The organism is Phenylobacterium sp. (assembly GCF_024508875.1).
Taxonomy (GTDB): domain Bacteria; phylum Pseudomonadota; class Alphaproteobacteria; order Caulobacterales; family Caulobacteraceae; genus Phenylobacterium.
Genome location: NZ_JANINU010000348.1, coordinates 1 through 16,508 on the forward strand (window position 1 = coordinate 1; position 16,508 = coordinate 16,508).

General features: G+C 70.6%; 17 protein-coding genes and 1 pseudogene. 6 read left to right on the top strand and 12 right to left on the bottom strand.

What is annotated here, in order from left to right:
- Positions 1-166 precede the first annotated feature (166 nt).
- Positions 167-850, top strand: a complete 684-nt coding sequence (locus Q0L11_RS23305) for a sulfur transferase domain-containing protein (protein WP_296600511.1) — start codon at positions 167-169, stop codon at positions 848-850.
- Between the two features lie 127 nt (positions 851-977).
- On the opposite strand, the gene Q0L11_RS23310 is transcribed toward Q0L11_RS23305, so the two are convergent.
- The 5 genes from Q0L11_RS23310 to Q0L11_RS23330 are packed head-to-tail and all read right to left on the bottom strand — an operon-like array spanning position 978 to position 5,361.
- Entirely contained in the window at positions 978-1,220 is a 243-nt protein-coding gene (locus Q0L11_RS23310) for a DUF4170 domain-containing protein (RefSeq protein ID WP_296600512.1), read from the bottom strand.
- 35 nt (positions 1,221-1,255) lie between these two features.
- Positions 1,256-2,062: a 3'(2'),5'-bisphosphate nucleotidase CysQ gene (locus tag Q0L11_RS23315; protein ID WP_296600514.1), complete on the bottom strand. Its 807-nt coding sequence runs from the start codon at positions 2,060-2,062 to the stop codon at positions 1,256-1,258.
- Positions 2,059-3,390, bottom strand: a complete 1,332-nt coding sequence (locus Q0L11_RS23320) for a metallopeptidase TldD-related protein (protein ID WP_296600515.1) — start codon at positions 3,388-3,390, stop codon at positions 2,059-2,061. The genes Q0L11_RS23315 and Q0L11_RS23320 overlap by 4 nt, the downstream gene beginning before the upstream one ends.
- A gap of 37 nt (positions 3,391-3,427) precedes the next feature.
- Positions 3,428-3,829, bottom strand: coding sequence for an MAPEG family protein (locus Q0L11_RS23325; RefSeq protein WP_296600518.1), 402 nt, complete (start codon positions 3,827-3,829; stop codon positions 3,428-3,430).
- A gap of 5 nt (positions 3,830-3,834) precedes the next feature.
- Positions 3,835-5,361 carry a UbiD family decarboxylase gene (locus Q0L11_RS23330; RefSeq protein ID WP_296600519.1) on the bottom strand — a complete coding sequence of 509 codons (1,527 nt, stop codon included), beginning with the start codon at positions 5,359-5,361 and terminating at the stop codon, positions 3,835-3,837.
- Between the two features lie 57 nt (positions 5,362-5,418).
- Between Q0L11_RS23330 and Q0L11_RS23335 the strand changes: the two genes are divergently transcribed.
- Positions 5,419-5,640: a hypothetical protein gene (locus Q0L11_RS23335; protein WP_296600521.1), complete on the top strand. Its 222-nt coding sequence runs from the start codon at positions 5,419-5,421 to the stop codon at positions 5,638-5,640.
- 115 nt (positions 5,641-5,755) lie between these two features.
- Positions 5,756-9,391, top strand: coding sequence for a S8 family serine peptidase (locus Q0L11_RS23340; protein WP_296600522.1), 3,636 nt, complete (start codon positions 5,756-5,758; stop codon positions 9,389-9,391).
- Here Q0L11_RS23340 and Q0L11_RS23345 read toward each other — a convergent pair.
- Together Q0L11_RS23345 and Q0L11_RS23350 are read right to left on the bottom strand one after the other, a co-directional pair.
- Positions 9,388-9,735 (bottom strand): MmcQ/YjbR family DNA-binding protein, encoded by a 348-nt coding sequence (locus Q0L11_RS23345; protein ID WP_296600523.1) that lies wholly within the window; start codon positions 9,733-9,735, stop codon positions 9,388-9,390. The genes Q0L11_RS23340 and Q0L11_RS23345 overlap by 4 nt on opposite strands.
- On the bottom strand, positions 9,732-10,313 hold the full coding sequence (locus Q0L11_RS23350) for a YdeI family protein (RefSeq protein WP_296600524.1): 582 nt from the start codon (positions 10,311-10,313) through the stop codon (positions 9,732-9,734). The genes Q0L11_RS23345 and Q0L11_RS23350 overlap by 4 nt, the downstream gene beginning before the upstream one ends.
- Positions 10,314-10,384: 71 nt before the next feature.
- Here Q0L11_RS23350 and Q0L11_RS23355 point away from each other — a divergent pair, with 71 nt between their 5' ends.
- Entirely contained in the window at positions 10,385-11,137 is a 753-nt protein-coding gene (locus Q0L11_RS23355; protein WP_296600525.1) for a methyltransferase domain-containing protein, read from the top strand.
- On the opposite strand, the gene Q0L11_RS23360 is transcribed toward Q0L11_RS23355, so the two are convergent.
- Positions 11,131-12,894 (bottom strand): gamma-glutamyltransferase family protein, encoded by a 1,764-nt coding sequence (locus tag Q0L11_RS23360; protein WP_296600527.1) that lies wholly within the window; start codon positions 12,892-12,894, stop codon positions 11,131-11,133. The genes Q0L11_RS23355 and Q0L11_RS23360 overlap by 7 nt on opposite strands.
- 155 nt (positions 12,895-13,049) lie before the next feature.
- Here Q0L11_RS23360 and Q0L11_RS23365 point away from each other — a divergent pair, with 155 nt between their 5' ends.
- Positions 13,050-13,190 (top strand): hypothetical protein, encoded by a 141-nt coding sequence (locus Q0L11_RS23365; protein WP_296600528.1) that lies wholly within the window; start codon positions 13,050-13,052, stop codon positions 13,188-13,190.
- Here the strand turns inward: Q0L11_RS23365 and Q0L11_RS23370 are convergent.
- Complete coding sequence (locus Q0L11_RS23370) at positions 13,181-13,681, bottom strand: OsmC family protein (RefSeq protein WP_296600529.1); 501 nt, start codon at positions 13,679-13,681, stop codon at positions 13,181-13,183. The genes Q0L11_RS23365 and Q0L11_RS23370 overlap by 10 nt on opposite strands.
- A 122-nt stretch (positions 13,682-13,803) precedes the next feature.
- Here Q0L11_RS23370 and Q0L11_RS23375 point away from each other — a divergent pair, with 122 nt between their 5' ends.
- The gene (locus Q0L11_RS23375) at positions 13,804-14,286 is read left to right on the top strand and encodes a hypothetical protein (protein WP_296600531.1); all 483 of its coding nucleotides are present in this window, start codon (positions 13,804-13,806) and stop codon (positions 14,284-14,286) included.
- A 14-nt stretch (positions 14,287-14,300) separates the two neighbouring features.
- On the opposite strand, the gene Q0L11_RS23380 is transcribed toward Q0L11_RS23375, so the two are convergent.
- From Q0L11_RS23380 to Q0L11_RS23390, 3 genes and pseudogenes are all read right to left on the bottom strand, one after another.
- A complete protein-coding gene (locus Q0L11_RS23380; protein ID WP_296600532.1) occupies positions 14,301-15,542 on the bottom strand; it encodes a S1C family serine protease in 1,242 nt (413 codons plus the stop codon).
- Positions 15,543-15,598: 56 nt separating this feature from the next.
- Positions 15,599-15,939 (bottom strand): annotated as a pseudogene (locus Q0L11_RS23385) (VOC family protein).
- Positions 15,940-15,987: 48 nt separating this feature from the next.
- A partial coding sequence (locus tag Q0L11_RS23390) for a methyltransferase (protein WP_296600534.1) occupies positions 15,988-16,508 on the bottom strand: 521 nt, incomplete at its 5' end.

Consider the following 16,508-nt stretch of genomic DNA (forward strand, 5'->3'; position numbering starts at 1 on the left):
CCGTAGCTCGGGGAAGATGGGTTTCGCGGTGGCCGAAGCCGCCGCGCAGGCCGGGCGCTCGGCGGCCGCCCGCCGAGCCGGAGGGATGGCCCGGGCTGGCGCTGGCGGCCTGAGCGCGTCTGCCCAGCCGGTGGCCTAGGCGGCGGTTTTCGCCTACCTAGCGGCGATGACGACCGCCCCCGACCCGGAGCGCTTCGACCTGTCGACCCCCTGGGGCCGGACGAAGACCTATCTCGACTATCTCTGGAACGACCACGCCTACCTGCGTCTCGGCTTTTCCAACGCGCACTGGATCTCGGACGAGCTGGTGCGGGCGAACCAGCCGTGGCCGCACCAGATCGCCGAATGGAAGGCGCGGGGGATCCGGACGATCGTCAACCTGCGCGGCGGGTTCGACGCCAGCTTCCACGCCCTGGAGAAGGACGCCTGCGAGCGGCTGGGGCTGGCGTTCGTGAACTTCACGATCACGTCGCGCGAGGTGCCGTCGCGGGAGCGGGTGCTGGGCGCCAAGCGGCTGTTCGAGACGCTGCAGTACCCGGCGCTGATGCACTGCAAGTCCGGCGCGGATCGGGCCGGGATCATGAGCGTGTTCTACATGCACTTCCGGCAGAAGAAGACGATCCGCGAGGCGCTTGACCAGCTGTCGTTCAAGTACCTGCACATCCGGCACGGCAAGACCGGGGTGCTGGACTACACGTTCGCGCGGTACCTCACCGAGGGCGAGCCGGCGGGGATGAGCTTCCTGGAGTGGGTCGAGAGCCCGATGTACGACCCGGCCGGCATGAAGGCCGACTTCCGCACGAACATGTGGGGCAACCTACTGACCGAGAGCGTGCTGCGACGGGAGTAGCTTCCTCCCGGTTCCTCCCCCGCTGGGGGAGGTGGCGCGCAGCGCCGGAGGGGGTCATCTCTGGCCGTTGAGGACCCCCTCAGTCGGCATTCGCCGACAGCTCCCCCGACGGGGGAGCAACTTTAGCTCAGTGCTCGTGGTCGTCGTCGGCGCCGGGGGTGAGCAGCTTGTGCGCGTGGATGATGAAGTAGCGCATGTGGGCGTTGTCGACGGTCTGCTGGGCCTTGGCCAGCCAGGCGGCGCGCGCGTCCTGGTAGGTCGGGTAGGCGCCGACGAGGTCGACCTTGCCCAGGTCCTTGAACTCGGGCGCGCCGTCGAGGGATTTCAGTTCGCCGCCGATGACGAGGTGGAGAAGTTGTTTGTCGGGCATGAGGGCGTTCTCGGCAGATTCGTTTCGCGAAAGGGTCAGTTGCGCGCGCCGATATGCCCAACGCGCTCCAGAATCAATGGGGCGAGGGCGGGCGTGGCGCAGATCAGGCTCGCCTGCGACGGTCTGGCGCGATTGTAACGGAAGCCTTCGCCGGTGTGGTCGCCCACGAAGCAGCCGGCCTCGCGGGCGATGAGGTCGCCCGCCGCCACGTCCCAGTCGGACTTGCGCACCGGGGCCACGGCGGCGTCGAACTCGCCGGCGGCGACGACGCACATGCGGTAGGCGGTGGAGCTGCGCTGTTCCACCCGCATGGGCGGCCAGGGGCGGGGCCAGGACCAGTGGTCGAAGACGACGGGGTCGCCGACCATGCGGCAGTCCTCCAGCCGGGTCGCGTCGCTGGCCCGCAGCGGCTGGCCGTTGCGCGTGGCGCCCTGGCCGGCGACCGCGGCATAGGCCTCGTCCAGCTCGGGCGCGTAGACGGCGCCGGCGACCGGCAGGCCGTCCTCCACCACCGCGATGGCCACCGACCACCAGGGCCGGCCCTTGAGGAACGCGCGGGTGCCGTCGATGGGGTCGACCACGAAGATGCGGCGGCAGTCCAGGCGGTCGCGGGCGTCGGCGGTCTCCTCCGACAGCCAGCCGTAGCCGGGGCGGGCGGCGCGCAGCCGCTGGGTCAGGAGCTGGTCGGCGGCGAGGTCGGCGTTGGTCACCGGCGTGCCGTCCGCCTCCTTGTACTCGATCTCCAGGCCCTGGTGGCGGATGGCGCGGGCCAGGTCGCCCGCCTCCCGCGCGGCCTCGAGGATCAGCCGCAGGTCGTCGTCGTGGGGCGGGCCGGCGGTCATCGACCCGCGATGGCGAGGGCGTCCACCAGCAGCGACGGCGCGTTCGAGGCCCCGCGGATCTCCAGGTCGGAGCCGGGGACCAGGCGGCCGAAGATGTCGAGCAGGTTGCCGGCCACGGTGATCTCGTTGACCGGGTAAGCGATCTCGCCGTCCTCGAACCAGAAGCCCGAGCAGCCCACCGACCAGTCGCCGGTGTTGCCGTTGAGCGAGGGGCCGAACATCGAGGTGACGAGAAGGCCGGAGCCGGCGTCCTTCATCAGCCCCGCCTGGTCCTTCTCGCCCGGTTGCAAGGTGAGGTTGGAGACCGACACGCCGGGCGGGCCGGCGAGGCCGCGCGAGGCGTGGCCGGTGGTGGAAAGGCCGAGCTGGCGGGCCGACGAGGAATTCAGCAGCCAGGTGGTGAGCACGCCGTCGTCGATCAGATTGCGGCGCTGGTTGGCCACGCCCTCGTCGTCGAAGGGCGAGGAGCCGAGGCCGCGGACGCGGTGCGGATCGTCGGTGACGAAGATGCCCTTGGCGAAGATCTGCTCCCCCAGCTTGTCTTTGAGGAACGAGGTGCCGCGGGCGATGGACGGGCCCGAGATGGCGCCGATCAGCGGGCTCATCAGCGAGCCGGCGAGGCGGTTCTCGAAGATCACCGGGGCGGTGGTGGAGGCGATCTTGCGCGCGCCCAGCCGCTGGGCGGCCCGGCGGCCGGCCTCGGTCCCGAGGCTTTCGGGGCTGGGCAGGTCGGACTGCCAGCGGGCGGAGCGGCCGTCGTAGCCGGTCTCCATGGTCTCGCCGTCGCCGGCGATGGCCGAGGCGCCGATGGAGAAGCCCGAGGCGCGGTGGACGCCCCGGAAGCCGCCGCTGGTGACGAACGTCCAGGCCGAGGAGGACCACGAGCTGCTGCCGCCGTCGGAATTGGTGACCCTGGGCACGGCGCGGGCGGCGGCCTCGGCGGCGCGGGCGCGGTCCTCCAGCGCCTCGGCGGAAGGCTCGGTGGGATCGTAGAGGTCGAGCTCGGGCAGCGGCCCGCGCGCCAGGTGCTCGGGGTCGGCGAGGCCGGCGTAGGGATCCTCGGGCGCGAGGCGGGCCATGGCGACGGCGCGCTCCACCAGTTTGGCGCGGGCTTCGGGCGAGATGTCGGAGCCGGAGACGGTGGCCTGGCGCTGGCCGACGAAGACGCGCAGGCCGAGATCGCGGGACTCCTCGCGCTCGACCTCCTCCAGTTCGCCCATGCGCACGGAGATCGAGAGGCTGCGGCGCTCGGCGCCGACGGCCTCGGCGGCGTCGGCCCCGGCCTTCAGCGCGGCGGCGACGACGTCGTTCAGCAGGTTTTCGTCCATGGACCGGATATGGCCGACCGCGCGGCCGGTCACAAGGTCAGGGTATCGCGTAGAACAAAAGCGCCGCAGCGATGGCGACGTAGGCGACCCACGTGGCGACCACGCCGGCGGCGCGGCCGAAGGTCAGGCCCGACGAGCGGGAGAGGCCGAAGGCGTGCAGGACGCGGCCGGCGAAGAGGATCAGGCCGATCGGGTGGATCAGCAGCGGCGGGGCCCCGACCAGGGCCAGCAGGCCGAGACCGGCGAGGGCGGCCGGCACGTACTCGGTGGCGTTGCCGAAGGCGCGGATGGCCTGGTTCAGGGCCGGCACGCCGCCGTCGCCGATCTCCACGTGGTGCTTGCGGCGCTGGCGGGTGACCAGCAGCGCCAGCACGAGCAGGAGGATGATGCAGAGGCCGGCCCAGAGGGCGGCGGCGTGGGCGGAGGCGGCTATATCCATCGCGCTTAATCGACCGGCCGGCCGTCGCCCGGCAAGCCCAGCCTGGCCCACTTCTCCGTGACCTTCGCCACGGTCTCGGCGTCCATGCCCAGCTTGTCGCCCCACTCGCGGTGCGTCTCGGGCGGCCACTTGTTGGTGGCGTCGAGGCCGATCTTGGAGCCCAGCCCGCTCTCGGGGCTGGCGAAGTCGAGGTAGTCGATGGGGGTGTTCTCGATGACGGTGATGTCGCGCGCCGGGTCCATCCGCGTGGACATGGCCCACATGACGTCCTTCCAGTCGCGGGCGTCGATGTCGTCGTCCACGACGATCACCCACTTCGTGTACATGAACTGGCGCAGGTAGCTCCAGACGCCCAGCATCACGCGCTTGGCGTGGCCGGGGTAGGCCTTCTTCATCGAGACGACGGCGATGCGGTAGCTGCAGCCCTCGGGCGGCAGCCAGAAGTCCACGATCTCGGGGAACTGCTGCTGGATCAGCGGGATGAAGACCTCGTTCAGCGCCTCGCCCAGCACGCTGGGCTCGTCCGGCGGGCGGCCGGTGAAGGTGGTGAGGTAGATCGGGTCCTTGCGCATGGTGACCGCGGTCACCTCGAACACCGGGAATTTCTCGACCGAGTTGTAGTAGCCGGTGTGGTCGCCGTAGGGGCCCTCGTCGGCGTATTCGTCGAGGTGGACGTGGCCCTCCAAGACGATCTCCGCCTGGGCCGGGACCATCAGCGGCACGGTCTTGGCGGGGACGAGGTCCAGCTTGGCGCCGCGCAGGAGGCCGGCGAACTGGTATTCCGACAGCGTGTCCGGCACCGGCGTGACGGCGGCCAGGATCGTGCCGGGGTCGGCGCCGATGACGGCGCACGCGGGCAACGGCTCGCGCTTGCCCTCGGCTTTCCAGCGGCGGTGGTGCTGGGCGCCGCCGCGGTGGGCCAGCCAGCGCATGATCGTGCGGTTCCTGCCCAGCACCTGCATGCGGTAGATGCCGAGGTTGTAGTCGTCCTCGCGGCTGTCGGACGGCCCCTTGGTGACCACCAGCGGCCAGGTGATCAGCGGCGCCGGCTCGCCCGGCCAGCAGGTCTGGATCGGCAGCTTCGTCAGGTCGATCTGGTCGCCCTTGAGCACCACCTCCTGCACCGGACCGGACTTGCGCACCTGCGGCCGCATGCCCATCACGGTCTTAGCCAAGGGCAGCATGTCCCAGGCGTCCTTCAGGCCGCGCGGCGGCTCGGGCTGGCGGAGGAAGGCGAGCAGTTCGCCGACGCTGCGCAGCTCGCCGGCGGTGGTGCGCTCGACGCCGTCCAGGGTGACGCCCATGGCGACGCGCTTCACCGTCCCGAACAGGTTGACCAGGCAGGGCATGGTCGAGCGCTCGCCGTCGGCGCGGGTGACGTTCTCGAAGAGGACGGCCGGACCGCCGGTGGCCAGCAGCCGGCGCTGGATCTCGGTCATCTCCAGGACGGACGAGACGGGCTCGGTGACCCGGACCAGTTCGCCGGCGGCCTCAAGCTTGGCCAGGAACTCGCGCAGCGATCGGTATGCCATCGTTTCTCCTTGGGCGGCGGTTTACCTGCGCCCCGCGATGCGGTCTAGAATCGGCGGATGGCCCGCCTCGACCTCGACGACCTGCCGCCAAAGATCGCCGCCCTGCTGACGGGGCTGGGCGAGGGCGAGGAACTGCTGCTGGTGCAGAACGGCGCGGTGGCCGGGCGGCTGACGGCGGGGGCTGTCCCCGCGGCGGCGGCGGTGGCGCTGGTCGAGCCGGACCAGAACGCCCGCGAGGTGTTCGAGAACTTCCGGGCCGCCATCGAGGACGAGTTCTAACACCCTTTCCGCTTGTGAACGCTTGGACTGCGTGCAACGGTTGAGGAAGGCGTCTCGGGTGGGGGGCGTACTGCCCTGAATCATGGCCGGGACGCTCCGTTCGACGGGGGCGGCGATGACGGATTCGACCCAGGCCTATGCCATGTTCGCGGGCGGACCCGCGCCCGAGCCGGACGGCGAGGTGGTCATCGAGCTGGTGTTCGGCGCGGCGCGCGACCTCGCCGACGTGCAGGCGGCGCTGGCGGCGGCCCTGCCCGGCGCGGCGTTCAAGGTGGAGCCGGTCTTCGATCCGGCCCGCGACCGGTTCTTCTTCGTCACCTTCCCCGACCTGTCGATCGACGGGCGCGAGCCGGCGGGCTTCGCGCTGGCGCGGGCGCTGCGGGCCGAACTGAAGGCGAAGGAGGCGAACCTCGCCCCGCGAGACTCCCTCTACGGCGCGCAGATGCTGGGCGTCGAAGGCGCGGCGCTGCTGGGCGGGCTGTGCTCGACGCCGGACACCAAATATCCCAAGGGCTGGTCGCAGGCGGTGCTGGCGGTGCAGCAGGCCTGGGACGCCGCGCCCACCGGCCGCAAGCAGGGCGAGGGCGTCAAGGTGGCGCTGATCGACACCGGCTCGTCCAACCACGCCGAGGTCGATGGCGTCTACCTGCGCGAACTGGGCGCGAACCTGGTCGAGCACAACACCGACCCGGACGACCGGTTCTCATCTGATGTCCTGCTGGCCAATCCGGGCCATGGCACGCTGGTCTCCAGTGTCATTGCGAGCCGCGGCGGCCTCGGAAGCAACCAGGGCACGACCGGCCCCGGCTCGGTGACGGGCGTGGCGCCCGCGAGCAAGCTGGTGCCGATCCGGTCGATCCGCTCGGTGGTGGACCTCAACCAGTCCCGCATTCCCGCGGCGATCCTCCACGCGATCGCGAGCGGTTGCGACGTGATCGTCATGTGCCTGGGCGGTCCTTCGCGGGTCGCCTCAGTGGAGGCGGCGCTGCGAAAGGCGGTGGACGCCGGCCTGGTCGTCGTGTGCGCGGCGGGCAACTGCTACCCGTTCGTGGTCTTCCCGGCGGCCTATGCGCAGGACCGCCTGTGCGCCGCCGTCGCCGCCGTTGGGCACGAGCTGAAGCCGTGGGCCAAGAGCGCGCGCGGCCCGGCGGTCACCGTCAGCGCGCCCGGCGAGGACGTCTGGGGCGCGCGGCTGCGCAAGGCAAACGGCAACCTGACGGCCGTGGCGCCCTCGCAGGGCACGACGCTGGCGACCTCGAACACGGCCGGGGTGGCGGCCCTGTGGGTCGCCCATCACGGCGGGCGGGCGGCGCTGCTCAAGATCGCCAAGTCGCGGAACCTGACGGTGCAGGAGCTGTTCCTGCGGGCCATCGTCAGCGACATCACCCCGCCGGCGGTATGGAACGGCGCCCACGACCTGGGCGCAGGCGTCGTCAACGCCGCCAAGACCCTGGCCTACGACCTGACCGGGGCGACGGCCGTGGCGGCGGGCGCCGAGCTGGCCGCGCCGAAGGCGGGCAAGGCGGTGACCCCCACGGTCGACATCCTGCGCCGCCACGTCGCGGCCTATGACCAGGCCGCGGCGGCCGAGGTGGACGACAGCCTGAGCGACGTGGCGGCGGAGCTGATCTGGCGCAGCTTCCGCCGGGGCGCGGCGGACCGGGCGATCGAGGCCGGGGCCGCAGCGGCCGACCTGGCCGGGCCGCCGCCCTCGGTCGCGCCCGTCGAGCTGGCGAACCGTCCCAACCTGCGGGCCTTCGTCGAGGGGGCGTCCGTCCTGGACAATGCCCCGACGGGCCCCGGCCGGCCGCGGCTCGGCGGCCAGAACCTGGACGACATGCTGGCCGGCGCCCACGACAGCGCGCGCGGCCTGCTGGCCGACGGCCGCAGCCTGCGGGAGTTCCTGAACGACCTCGACGAGCTGACGCCGGACGGCCAACGCGACATCGTCGACCAGGCGATCTGCCTGCTGGAGAACTTCTACGCCCACCTGCCGTTCAAGCGCGCCATGCACGCCATCGACCCGCTGCAGCGGCTGCGGCTGCTGCGCCGACGGATCGACGACCTGCCGAACGAGGCGGAGTTCCACAAGGAGCTGATCGAGACCTTCACCTCGCTGCGCGACCTGCACACGAACTACATGCTGCCGGGCTCGTACCAGCGCGCGGTGGCCAACCTGCCGTTCCGCGTCCGCTACTGCGTAGAGGGCGGCCAGCGGAAATACGTCGTCACCCAGGTGCTCTCGAGCCTGAACCATCCGACGTTCCGTCCGGGTGTCGAGCTGACCTATTGGAACGGCATGCCGATCGAGCGGGCGGTGGAGCTGGTGGGCGGCTATCACGCCGGCAGCAACCCGGCGGCGCGGCATGCGCGCGGGGTCGACGGGCTGACGTTCCGATACCTCGGCATGTCGCTGCCGCCCGACGAGGAGTGGGTGGTGGTCGGCTACAAGGACGCCGCGGGCAATCCGCAGGAGTTCCGCACCGACTGGATCATCACCGGCCTGCCGCAGGGCGGGCTGCACGGCGAGGCGCCGACGCCCGCGGCGAATCGGGCCGCGATCGGCCTCGACCTCGAAGGCGACATGCGGCGGCGGGTGTTCGCCAAGCTCTACGCGCCGGCGGTGTCGGAGACACGGCAGCGGATCGACGAGGCGGTGGCCGCGAGCGGGGCGGCGGATACGACCTCGGCGGCGATCGCCGCGGCCGGCGACACCCAGTCGATCATGCCCGAGGTCTTCCGCGCCCAGACGATCGACAGCGGCGGCCGCACATACGGCTACCTGCGCATCTGGACGTTCAACGTGCCGGACGCCGACGCCTTCGTGCGCGAGGCGCAGCGACTGGTGGCGCTGCTGCCGCAGGACGGGCTGGTCCTCGACGTCCAGGGCAACGGCGGCGGCCTGATCTGGGCCGGCGAGCGGCTGCTGCAACTGTTCACGCCCCGGCGGATCGAGCCGACCCGGGCACAGTTCATCGTCAGCCCATTGACCACCTCGATCTGCCGCAAGGGTTCGCAATTCGCCGCCTGGGGGCCGTCGATGGAGCGCGCGGTGACGACCGGCTCGGCGTTCTCCAGCGCCTTCCCGATCACCGATCCGGACACCTGCAACCTGATCGGCCAGACCTACCACGGGCCCGTCGTGCTGATCACCGACGCGCGCTGCTACAGCACGACGGACATGTTCGCCGCCGGGTTCCGCGATCACGACGTGGGCGAGATCCTGGGCGTGGACGACAACATGGGCGCGGGCGGCGCCAACGTCTGGGACATGGACGCCGTGCGCTACTTCCTGCCGCGGAACGGCGTGCCGCCGGCGTTGAAGCCGCTGGACGGCGGCCTGTCGATGCGGGTCGCGATCCGCCGCACGCTGCGGGTCGGGGCCGAGGCCGGGACCGAGATCGAGGACCTGGGCGTGCGGCCGACGAAGGTGCACCAGCCCACGCGGCGCGACCTGCTGGAAGGCGACAAGGACCTGCTGGCCGCGGCGTGCGACATGCTGAAACGCCGGCCGGCGTACCGGCTGACGGCGACGCCGCCGGTCGCGGGGGCGGGCGCCGCGCTGGACATCCAGGCGGCGGGCCTGGCCATCGTGGACGTCTATGTGGACGGCCGGCCGGCGGCCAGCCTCGACGTCGCGGGCGGCGCGGCGCGTGCCAACCTGGCGCTCGCACACGGTGCGCGGATCGAGCTCAAGGGCTTCGACGCCGCCGGCGCCCTGGTCGCCGGGCGCAGGCTGAGCGTGGCTTAGTGCCGACTCTCGGCCTCCCAGGCCTTCACGACGCTCTTCTTCGCGATCTTGCGGAAGCGGCGTTCGAGGAAGCCGCGGAACGAGCCGGGGTCGAGGGTGTCCAGGCGGGCGAGGACGCTGGGGTAGTCCTTGTAGTGCGACGTGAAGAAGAAGGTCTGCGGCTCGGCCTCCATCAGCATCTCACGCTCGTCGAAGGACACGTCGACGAGGACGAGGCTGCGGTCCTCGGCGCGCAGGCGCGTGAAGAACTTGCCGTTCACCTTGAACGAGGGCTGCCCGTAGCTGGTCCCCTCCTCGGCGCCCGGGAAGCTGAGGGCGATGGCCTTCATCTCGTCTTCGGTCATGGTTCGTCCACCTGGGTCGGGGACCTCAGTCTAAGCCCCCTGGCCGAGGCGTCGATCAGGATGTCGAGACGCCGCGCGCGGGTGGCCTCGCCCTTGGCGGCCGCGACGCGGTGGACCGCGACCTTGCGGTAGCTGGGCGGGAAGGCCTGGAACTTGGCCCAGGCCGCCGGATGGGCCTGGAAGCGTGAGAGCTCGTCGGCCGTGAACTCGGCATGCGGGCGTTCGTGGGGATAGACCCGGGTGCGATCCTTGCCCACGTCGTGCGCCGCCTGGCCGGCGGGCCGGACGAGGCCCAGGGCCTGCAATTCGGCGAAGCGCTTCAGGTTCACCTGGCTCCAGATCCCGCCGGGCCTGCGCGGCGTGAAGCGGATGCGGTAGGCCTCGTCGTCGATCCGGTGGCGCACGCCGTCGATCCAGCCAAAGCACAGCGCCTCGTCCACGCTCTGCGGCCATGTGAGAGACGGGCGGCCGGTGTCCCGCTTCCAGAAGCCGACGGAGACCTCGCTCGCCGTGGCGTGATTGGCGTCCAGCCAGGCGCGCCACTCGGCCGGCGTGGCGAAGAAGATGGGGCCGCTCATGCCGCCACGCTCCGGATGGACGGCGCGGGCCGGCGCCGCCATGGTCGGCGGCGAGTACAAGGGTCGCGACTTTGAGTCTGAGAAGCATCGTCCGCCGCGGCTACGAGGCGGCACGCCGGCTGGCGCTGTCGGCGACCGCGCCCCGCGCCGACCGCGCCTATCTGGCCCGCGACGTGCCGGCCCCGGTTCGCGCCGGACACAACACCCTTGTGCAGGCGCTGCTCGAACTTGCGGACAAGCCGGGCGCGCGCATCCTGGAGATCGGCAGCCGCCAGGTGAGCAGCGCCTATGTCCTGCCCGACCACCTGAAGCACGCGGACTATGTGGGCTTCGACTTCTATCCGGGGGCGAACGTGGACGTCGTGGGCGACGCGCACCGGCTGTCGGACCTGGTCGAGGGGCCGTTCGATGCGGTCTATTCGACGGCGGTGTTCGAGCACCTCGCCATGCCCTGGGTGGCGGCCGAGGAGATCGCCAAGGTGCTGAAGGTGGGCGGGCACGTGTTCATCGAGACGCACTTCTCGTTCTCCTCGCACGAACGGCCATGGAACTTCTTCCAGTTCAGCGACATGGGGCTGCGCGCCCTGTTCTCGCCGGCGCTGGGGTTCGAGTGCGTCGAGGCCGCGATGGACAACCCGATCGTTGGACGCTTCTCGGCCTTCGCTGCGCCCTACCTGCGGTTCCAGCGGGTGACGGGACTCTACTGCCACAGCCTGTTCATCGGGCGGAAGGCGCGGGACGTCCCGGGGTTCCGCTGGCGCGACGTGGCGCTGGAGGCGGTGGTGGGCGAGACGACCTATCCACCGCCCGCGGCGGGTCAGTAGGCCAGGGCGACGCCGTCTTTGCGCATCTCGGTGGCGGCGGCATAGCGGCCTGGCCAACGCTGGATGGCCTGGTAGCCGCCGTAGCCGCCGGGGGCCGGCTTCATCACCCAGCCCAGCTTCGCCAGAGCGGCTTTCGTCGCCTCGGGCACGCCGGTCTCAAGGTTCAGCACGCCGGGCTGGCCAAGGTCTTCGCCGGTAGGCTCCATCCCTCCGTCGTGGTGCCAGCGGGGGCTGTCGCCGGCCTCCTGCAGGCCCAGGCCGAAGTCGACGATGTTGGAGACGATCTGCGTCTGGCCCTGGGGCTGCATGTCGCCGCCCATGACGCCAAAGCTGAGCATCGGCTCGCCGCCCTTGGTCGCGAAGCCCGGGATGATGGTCTGGAAGGGGCGCTTGCCGGGCGCATAGACGTTGGGGTGGCCATCGGTGAGCGCGAACAGCTCGCCGCGGTCCTGGAACATGAAGCCCAGGCCGTCGGGCATCAGGCCCGAGCCCATGCCGCGATAGTTGGACTGGATGATCGAGACCATCATCCCGTCCTTGTCGGCGGTGGTGAAATAGGTGGTGTCGCCGTGGCTGGGCGCCTTGCCCGGATAGTAGATCGGGGCGATGGCGTCGGGGCGGATCAGCTTCGCACGCTCGCGGGCGTACTCCTTGCTGAGCAGCCACTCGACCGGCTGCTTGTAGAAGGCCGGGTCGGCGTAGAAGCGGGCGCGGTCCTCGAACGCCAGCCGTTTGGCCTCCACCTCGTGGTGGATGGCGGCGGCCGACTGGAAGCCCATCCCCTTGATGTCGAATTCGGCCAGGATGTTCAGCATCTGGAGCGTGACCAGCCCCTGGCTGTTCGGCGGCAGGGCCCAGACGTCGACGCCGCGGTAGTCGATCGAGCGCGGCTCGACCCATTCGCTGTGGTGGGCGGCGAGGTCGGCCTTGGTCATCCAGCCGCCGATGCGCTTGAAGTAACGCTCGATGGTCTCGGCGATTTCGCCCTCGTAGAAGGCGCGGCCGCCGCCCTCGGCGATCAGGCGGTAGGTGCGGCCGAGGCCGGGGTTCCTGAAGATCTCGCCTTCGCGCGGCGTGCGGCCGTGCTGGATCCAGACCTTCCTGAAGTTGTCGATCTCCTCGATCGCCTTGCTGCGCGAGAAGTTTCGGTTCGAGGCCTCGACGTAGAAGGCGGTGTTCTGGATCATCGGGGCGCCCTCCTCGCAGTGGGCGATGGCCGGGGCGAACAGGTCCTTCCACTTCAGCTTGCCGTAGCGCTGGTGCAGACTCCACCAGGCGTCGACGGCGCCTGGCACGCTGACCGAGATCGCGCCGTAGGACGGGATCATCCCCTTGTCGGTGGCGCGGCTGCGGACCGTCTCCAGGCTGAGCCCGCGGGGGCTGCGGCCCGAGCCGTTCAGGCCGACGACCTTCTTCGTCTTCGGGTCCCACAGCATGACGAAGCAGTCGCCGCCGATGCCGCAGGAGATGGGCTCGCCGAAGCCCAGCACCGCGTTGGCGGCGATGGCGGCGTCCACGGCCGAGCCGCCGGCCCGCAGCATGTCGATGGCCGCCTGGGTGGCGAGGGGATGGGCGGTGGCCGCGGCGCCGTGCAGGCCCCAGACCGCGCTGCGGCCGGCCCAGGTGGCGCCGTCGATGCGGTCGCCGGCGCGGATGTCGGGTCGGTCGCGGTTGGGGTTCTCCTGGCGCGAGGTCGCGAAGGCGGGAGCGGCCAGGGCGGCGGCGGGCAGGGCGGCGAGGAAGCTGCGGCGGCGCATCAGGAACTCCGACTGTGACGCTGGCGGGAAGGTTTAGCAGATGCGCCCCCGCGCGCGAGGGGCGTGGCGGGCGGCGCAGGACCCAGATCAAGGCGACGCCGGCCGGGGACGCGCAGGCAGGGTCGGACGACAAGAAGCGGGCGCGGCTGAACGCCATGCGCTACGTCCTCCACTCGCTGCCCTACACGGGCAAGGACGTGAAGCGGATCCAGGGCGTCGACAGCCTGCTGGTGGGCCGCGCGAACATCATCCACGAGCGCGGCGAACACGACCTGAGTTCGGGCCGCTACGTCTGAGCGCCGGCGCTCAGCTCCTCCATGTCGCGCATGTGTTCGGAATCGGCCTCGTCGGGCGCCGGTCCGCCGGGACTGAGGCTGAGGGTGGTGATCACGTCCGAGCCGCGCTCGTAGGTGCGGTGCACCGGGCACTGCTCGGCGATCTGCAGGAGACGGGCGCGCTGCTCCTCGTCGAGCGGGCCTTCGAGCAGGATGGTTCGGTCGAAGCGGTCGCGGGCCTTCAGCGAGGCGCGGTGGTGGCGCACGCTGACCTGGACGCGCTGCAAAGGCCAGCCCTTGCGATCGGCGTAGAGGCGCAGGGTGATCGCGGTGCAGGAGCCGAGCGCCGCGCTCAGCAGATCGTAGGGCGTGGGCCCCGATCCCAGGCCGCCCACCGCGACCGGCTCGTCGACCAGGAAGGCGCCCGAGGCCGTGCGGGCGGCCACCTGATAGCGGCCGAGGCCGGTCTCGGCGACGAGGACGCTCTCTCCGAGGGCGGCGTCTTGGGGCATGGGCAGGTCCTTCCGGCGAATGTGACCCCGCCCTTTTGCCGCAGGCCCGGCGGGGGCGGAACCGCCTTCTCGCGTCGCCGGCCGGCGGATAGGATCGGGCGAAGCGGCGGAGGGGGCAGGCCTTGCGGATATCGACGGTGATCGGGGCGGCGCTCGCCGTGGGCGTGCTGGCGGCCGGCGGACCGGGCGCGGCCGAGGAGGCGCCGGCCGGCGGCGAGACGCTGCGGCTGGTGTGCATGGGCTCGGACACCATGCTGATGGCGATGACGCCCTACTACCGCTCGGGCCGGACGTCCTATTCCGGCGGCATGTATTTCGGCGAAGGCCGCCAGCCGGCGCAACTGGAGCTGCGGGTGGACGGGGGCAAGGCCCAAGTGAAGCCGCCCCAGGGCTCCGTCCCGATGTTCGCCAGGGGCGACAAGGAGGGCTGGTACGAGCTGTCGGACGTGGCGGTGGACCGGTTCGCCATCAAGGGCCGCATGAAGTGGAACCGCCTCGACCGCTCGGCGCTGGCGGTCGACCGGCGCACCGGGGCGGTCACCTTCGGCAGCTTCTCCGGCGTCTGCCAGCGCGGAGCGGCGAATCCGGACGCGACGAAGTTCTAAGGTGAGCTACCGCGCTACCCCGCCGGATTGAGCCCAAGGAAGTCCAAGGCGTCTCCGATCGGAATGAAGAAGTTCAGCGTCGATCCAGCGCTCGGGTCGATCCCGATCGCAGTGATGCCGATCACAGCCCCCTTTTCGTCCAGAAGCGGACCCCCGCTGTTGCCGTGGGTCACGGGTGTGTCGCTCTGAATGAAGTTGAAGCCCTCGATGATCCGGCTAGCGGAGATGATCCCGCGGGTCACGGTATTCTGAAGGGCAGGGTCCAGCGGCGTACCGATCGCGAAGACAGCGGCGCCGAGCGGCGGGGGTTGGCGATTGGTGATCAGCGGCGTCCGGCCCCGTGGATCCGTCTTCACAAGGGCGACGTCCCGACGCTTGTTTGTGCGCAGGACCTCGCCCGACGTTTCGAGACCGTCCGACCAGCGCACCCGAACGGTCTTCGCCGAGCCGACGACATGCTCGTTCGTCAGAATGTAGCCTTCGCTTCCCACTAGCATTCCACTGCCGTGTCCGCCGCCTGCCAAGATGGCGACCACAGACCCCGAGGCCTGGGCCATCGGAACCGGCTCGCTGGGCCCCGGCGTGAAGACGATCTTCTGGCCCGCGGTCGGCGCGGACACACCCGATGGATCACTCGACGTGACGATCTGGCGGAACCGTTCGTTGGACATCAGCGCGCGAACGTTGGCGGCGAATGCCATTTGGCCGAGCGATCGAGCCTGTCCGGTGCGGCCCAATCTCTTCACCTGTACGGTCTCAGACGTATCGACCGTGCCGACGATTTCGCGTCGTAGGCTTGAGTAGATTTGCCACTGGATGGCCAGGGTCAGCTTTCCCGAAGTCCCGACCACGCTGTCGCAGTAGGACACGTCCGCTCCCTTGACCATGGCTCCCATCTGCAGATCGGTTGGGCTGGCCTGGGTGTCGGCGAACAGGTTCCCGGGGTCTGCGTCGGGCTTGAACCCAGCTGTCTGCAGTTCCTCGGCGAAAATCTCCTTCAGCGCCGTCAGCTCCGGCGCGAGATCTTTCCATGTCACGGGCACGGGCTGCACGCAGAGCGTGCCGGTCAGGAATGTTCCGATACGCTGATCTTCGCGCACCTGCGCGCCCGTCCGCGTCAATGCAACCGGCCGCACCACCGAGCCCGCCGGGAGCGGCGGCACGACCAGTTCCGTCTGCTTCGCGTCGGGCGGCGCCTGAGCAACAGCAGTCTGAGCCACCGACCAGATCAACGCCGCAGCAAGCAGTCGCCGCATGATACACCCCGAACAATCTACAGTGGCGACGATGCAAGATTCGCGTCAGTTGCGCCCTAACCTTCGCTCCACACGGCCAGTTCGTTGCCGGCCGGGTCGGCGAAGTGGAAGCGGCGGCCGCCGGGGAAGCTGAAGATGGTTTTACGATCCGGCCGCCGGCGGCGCGGACCTTCGCCTCCATCGCTTCGAGGTCGTGGGCGTAGAGGATCACCAGGGGTTTGGCCGGCGCCTCGTCGCCATCGGCCTGGAAGCCGCCGTCGACGCCCTCACCGAACGCGGCGTAGGTGGGGCCATAGTCGGTGAAGCTCCAGCCGAAGGCTTGGCCGTAGAAGGCTTTCACCGCGCCGAGATCTCCGCCGGGCAGCTCCAGATAGTCGATCTTGCCGTCTTCGCGCATGGTCGCCTTTCAATTGTTCCGTATTTGTTCCAGACCTCTAAAGAGAATTCAGGGTAGAGTCCAGACGGCGGTTTTCTTGACCTCCATGTCCTCCAGCTCGCGCGTCGTCGGCACCTGGTATTCGGCGAGCTTGTCGAGGCCTGTGCGGGGGAAGTAGCTGCGGCCCGGATCGCCGATCAGCACCGTGGCGCCGGCGTCGCGGCCGGCGCGCAACCAGGCCATGACCCGGTCGGCCAGCGGCTTCTCGTAGCAGATGTCGCCGGCGAGGATGACGTCGGCCCAGGCGGGCGGCGGGGCATCGAGCATGTCGGCGTCGGTGAACTCGATCTCCACCGCGTTGGCCTGCGCGTTGGCGGCGAGGGCTGCGCCGCAGAAGGGGTCGATGTCGGCGGCCAGGACCCGCGCGGCGCCGGCCCGCTTCGCCGCGATCGCGACGATGCCCGAGCCCGAGGCGAAATCGACCACGGCCTTGCCCGCGACCACGTGCGGATGGTCGAGAAGATAGCGGGCCAGCGCCTGGCCGCCGGCCCAGGCGAAGGCCCAGAAGGGCGGGGGCAGGCCGATCTCGG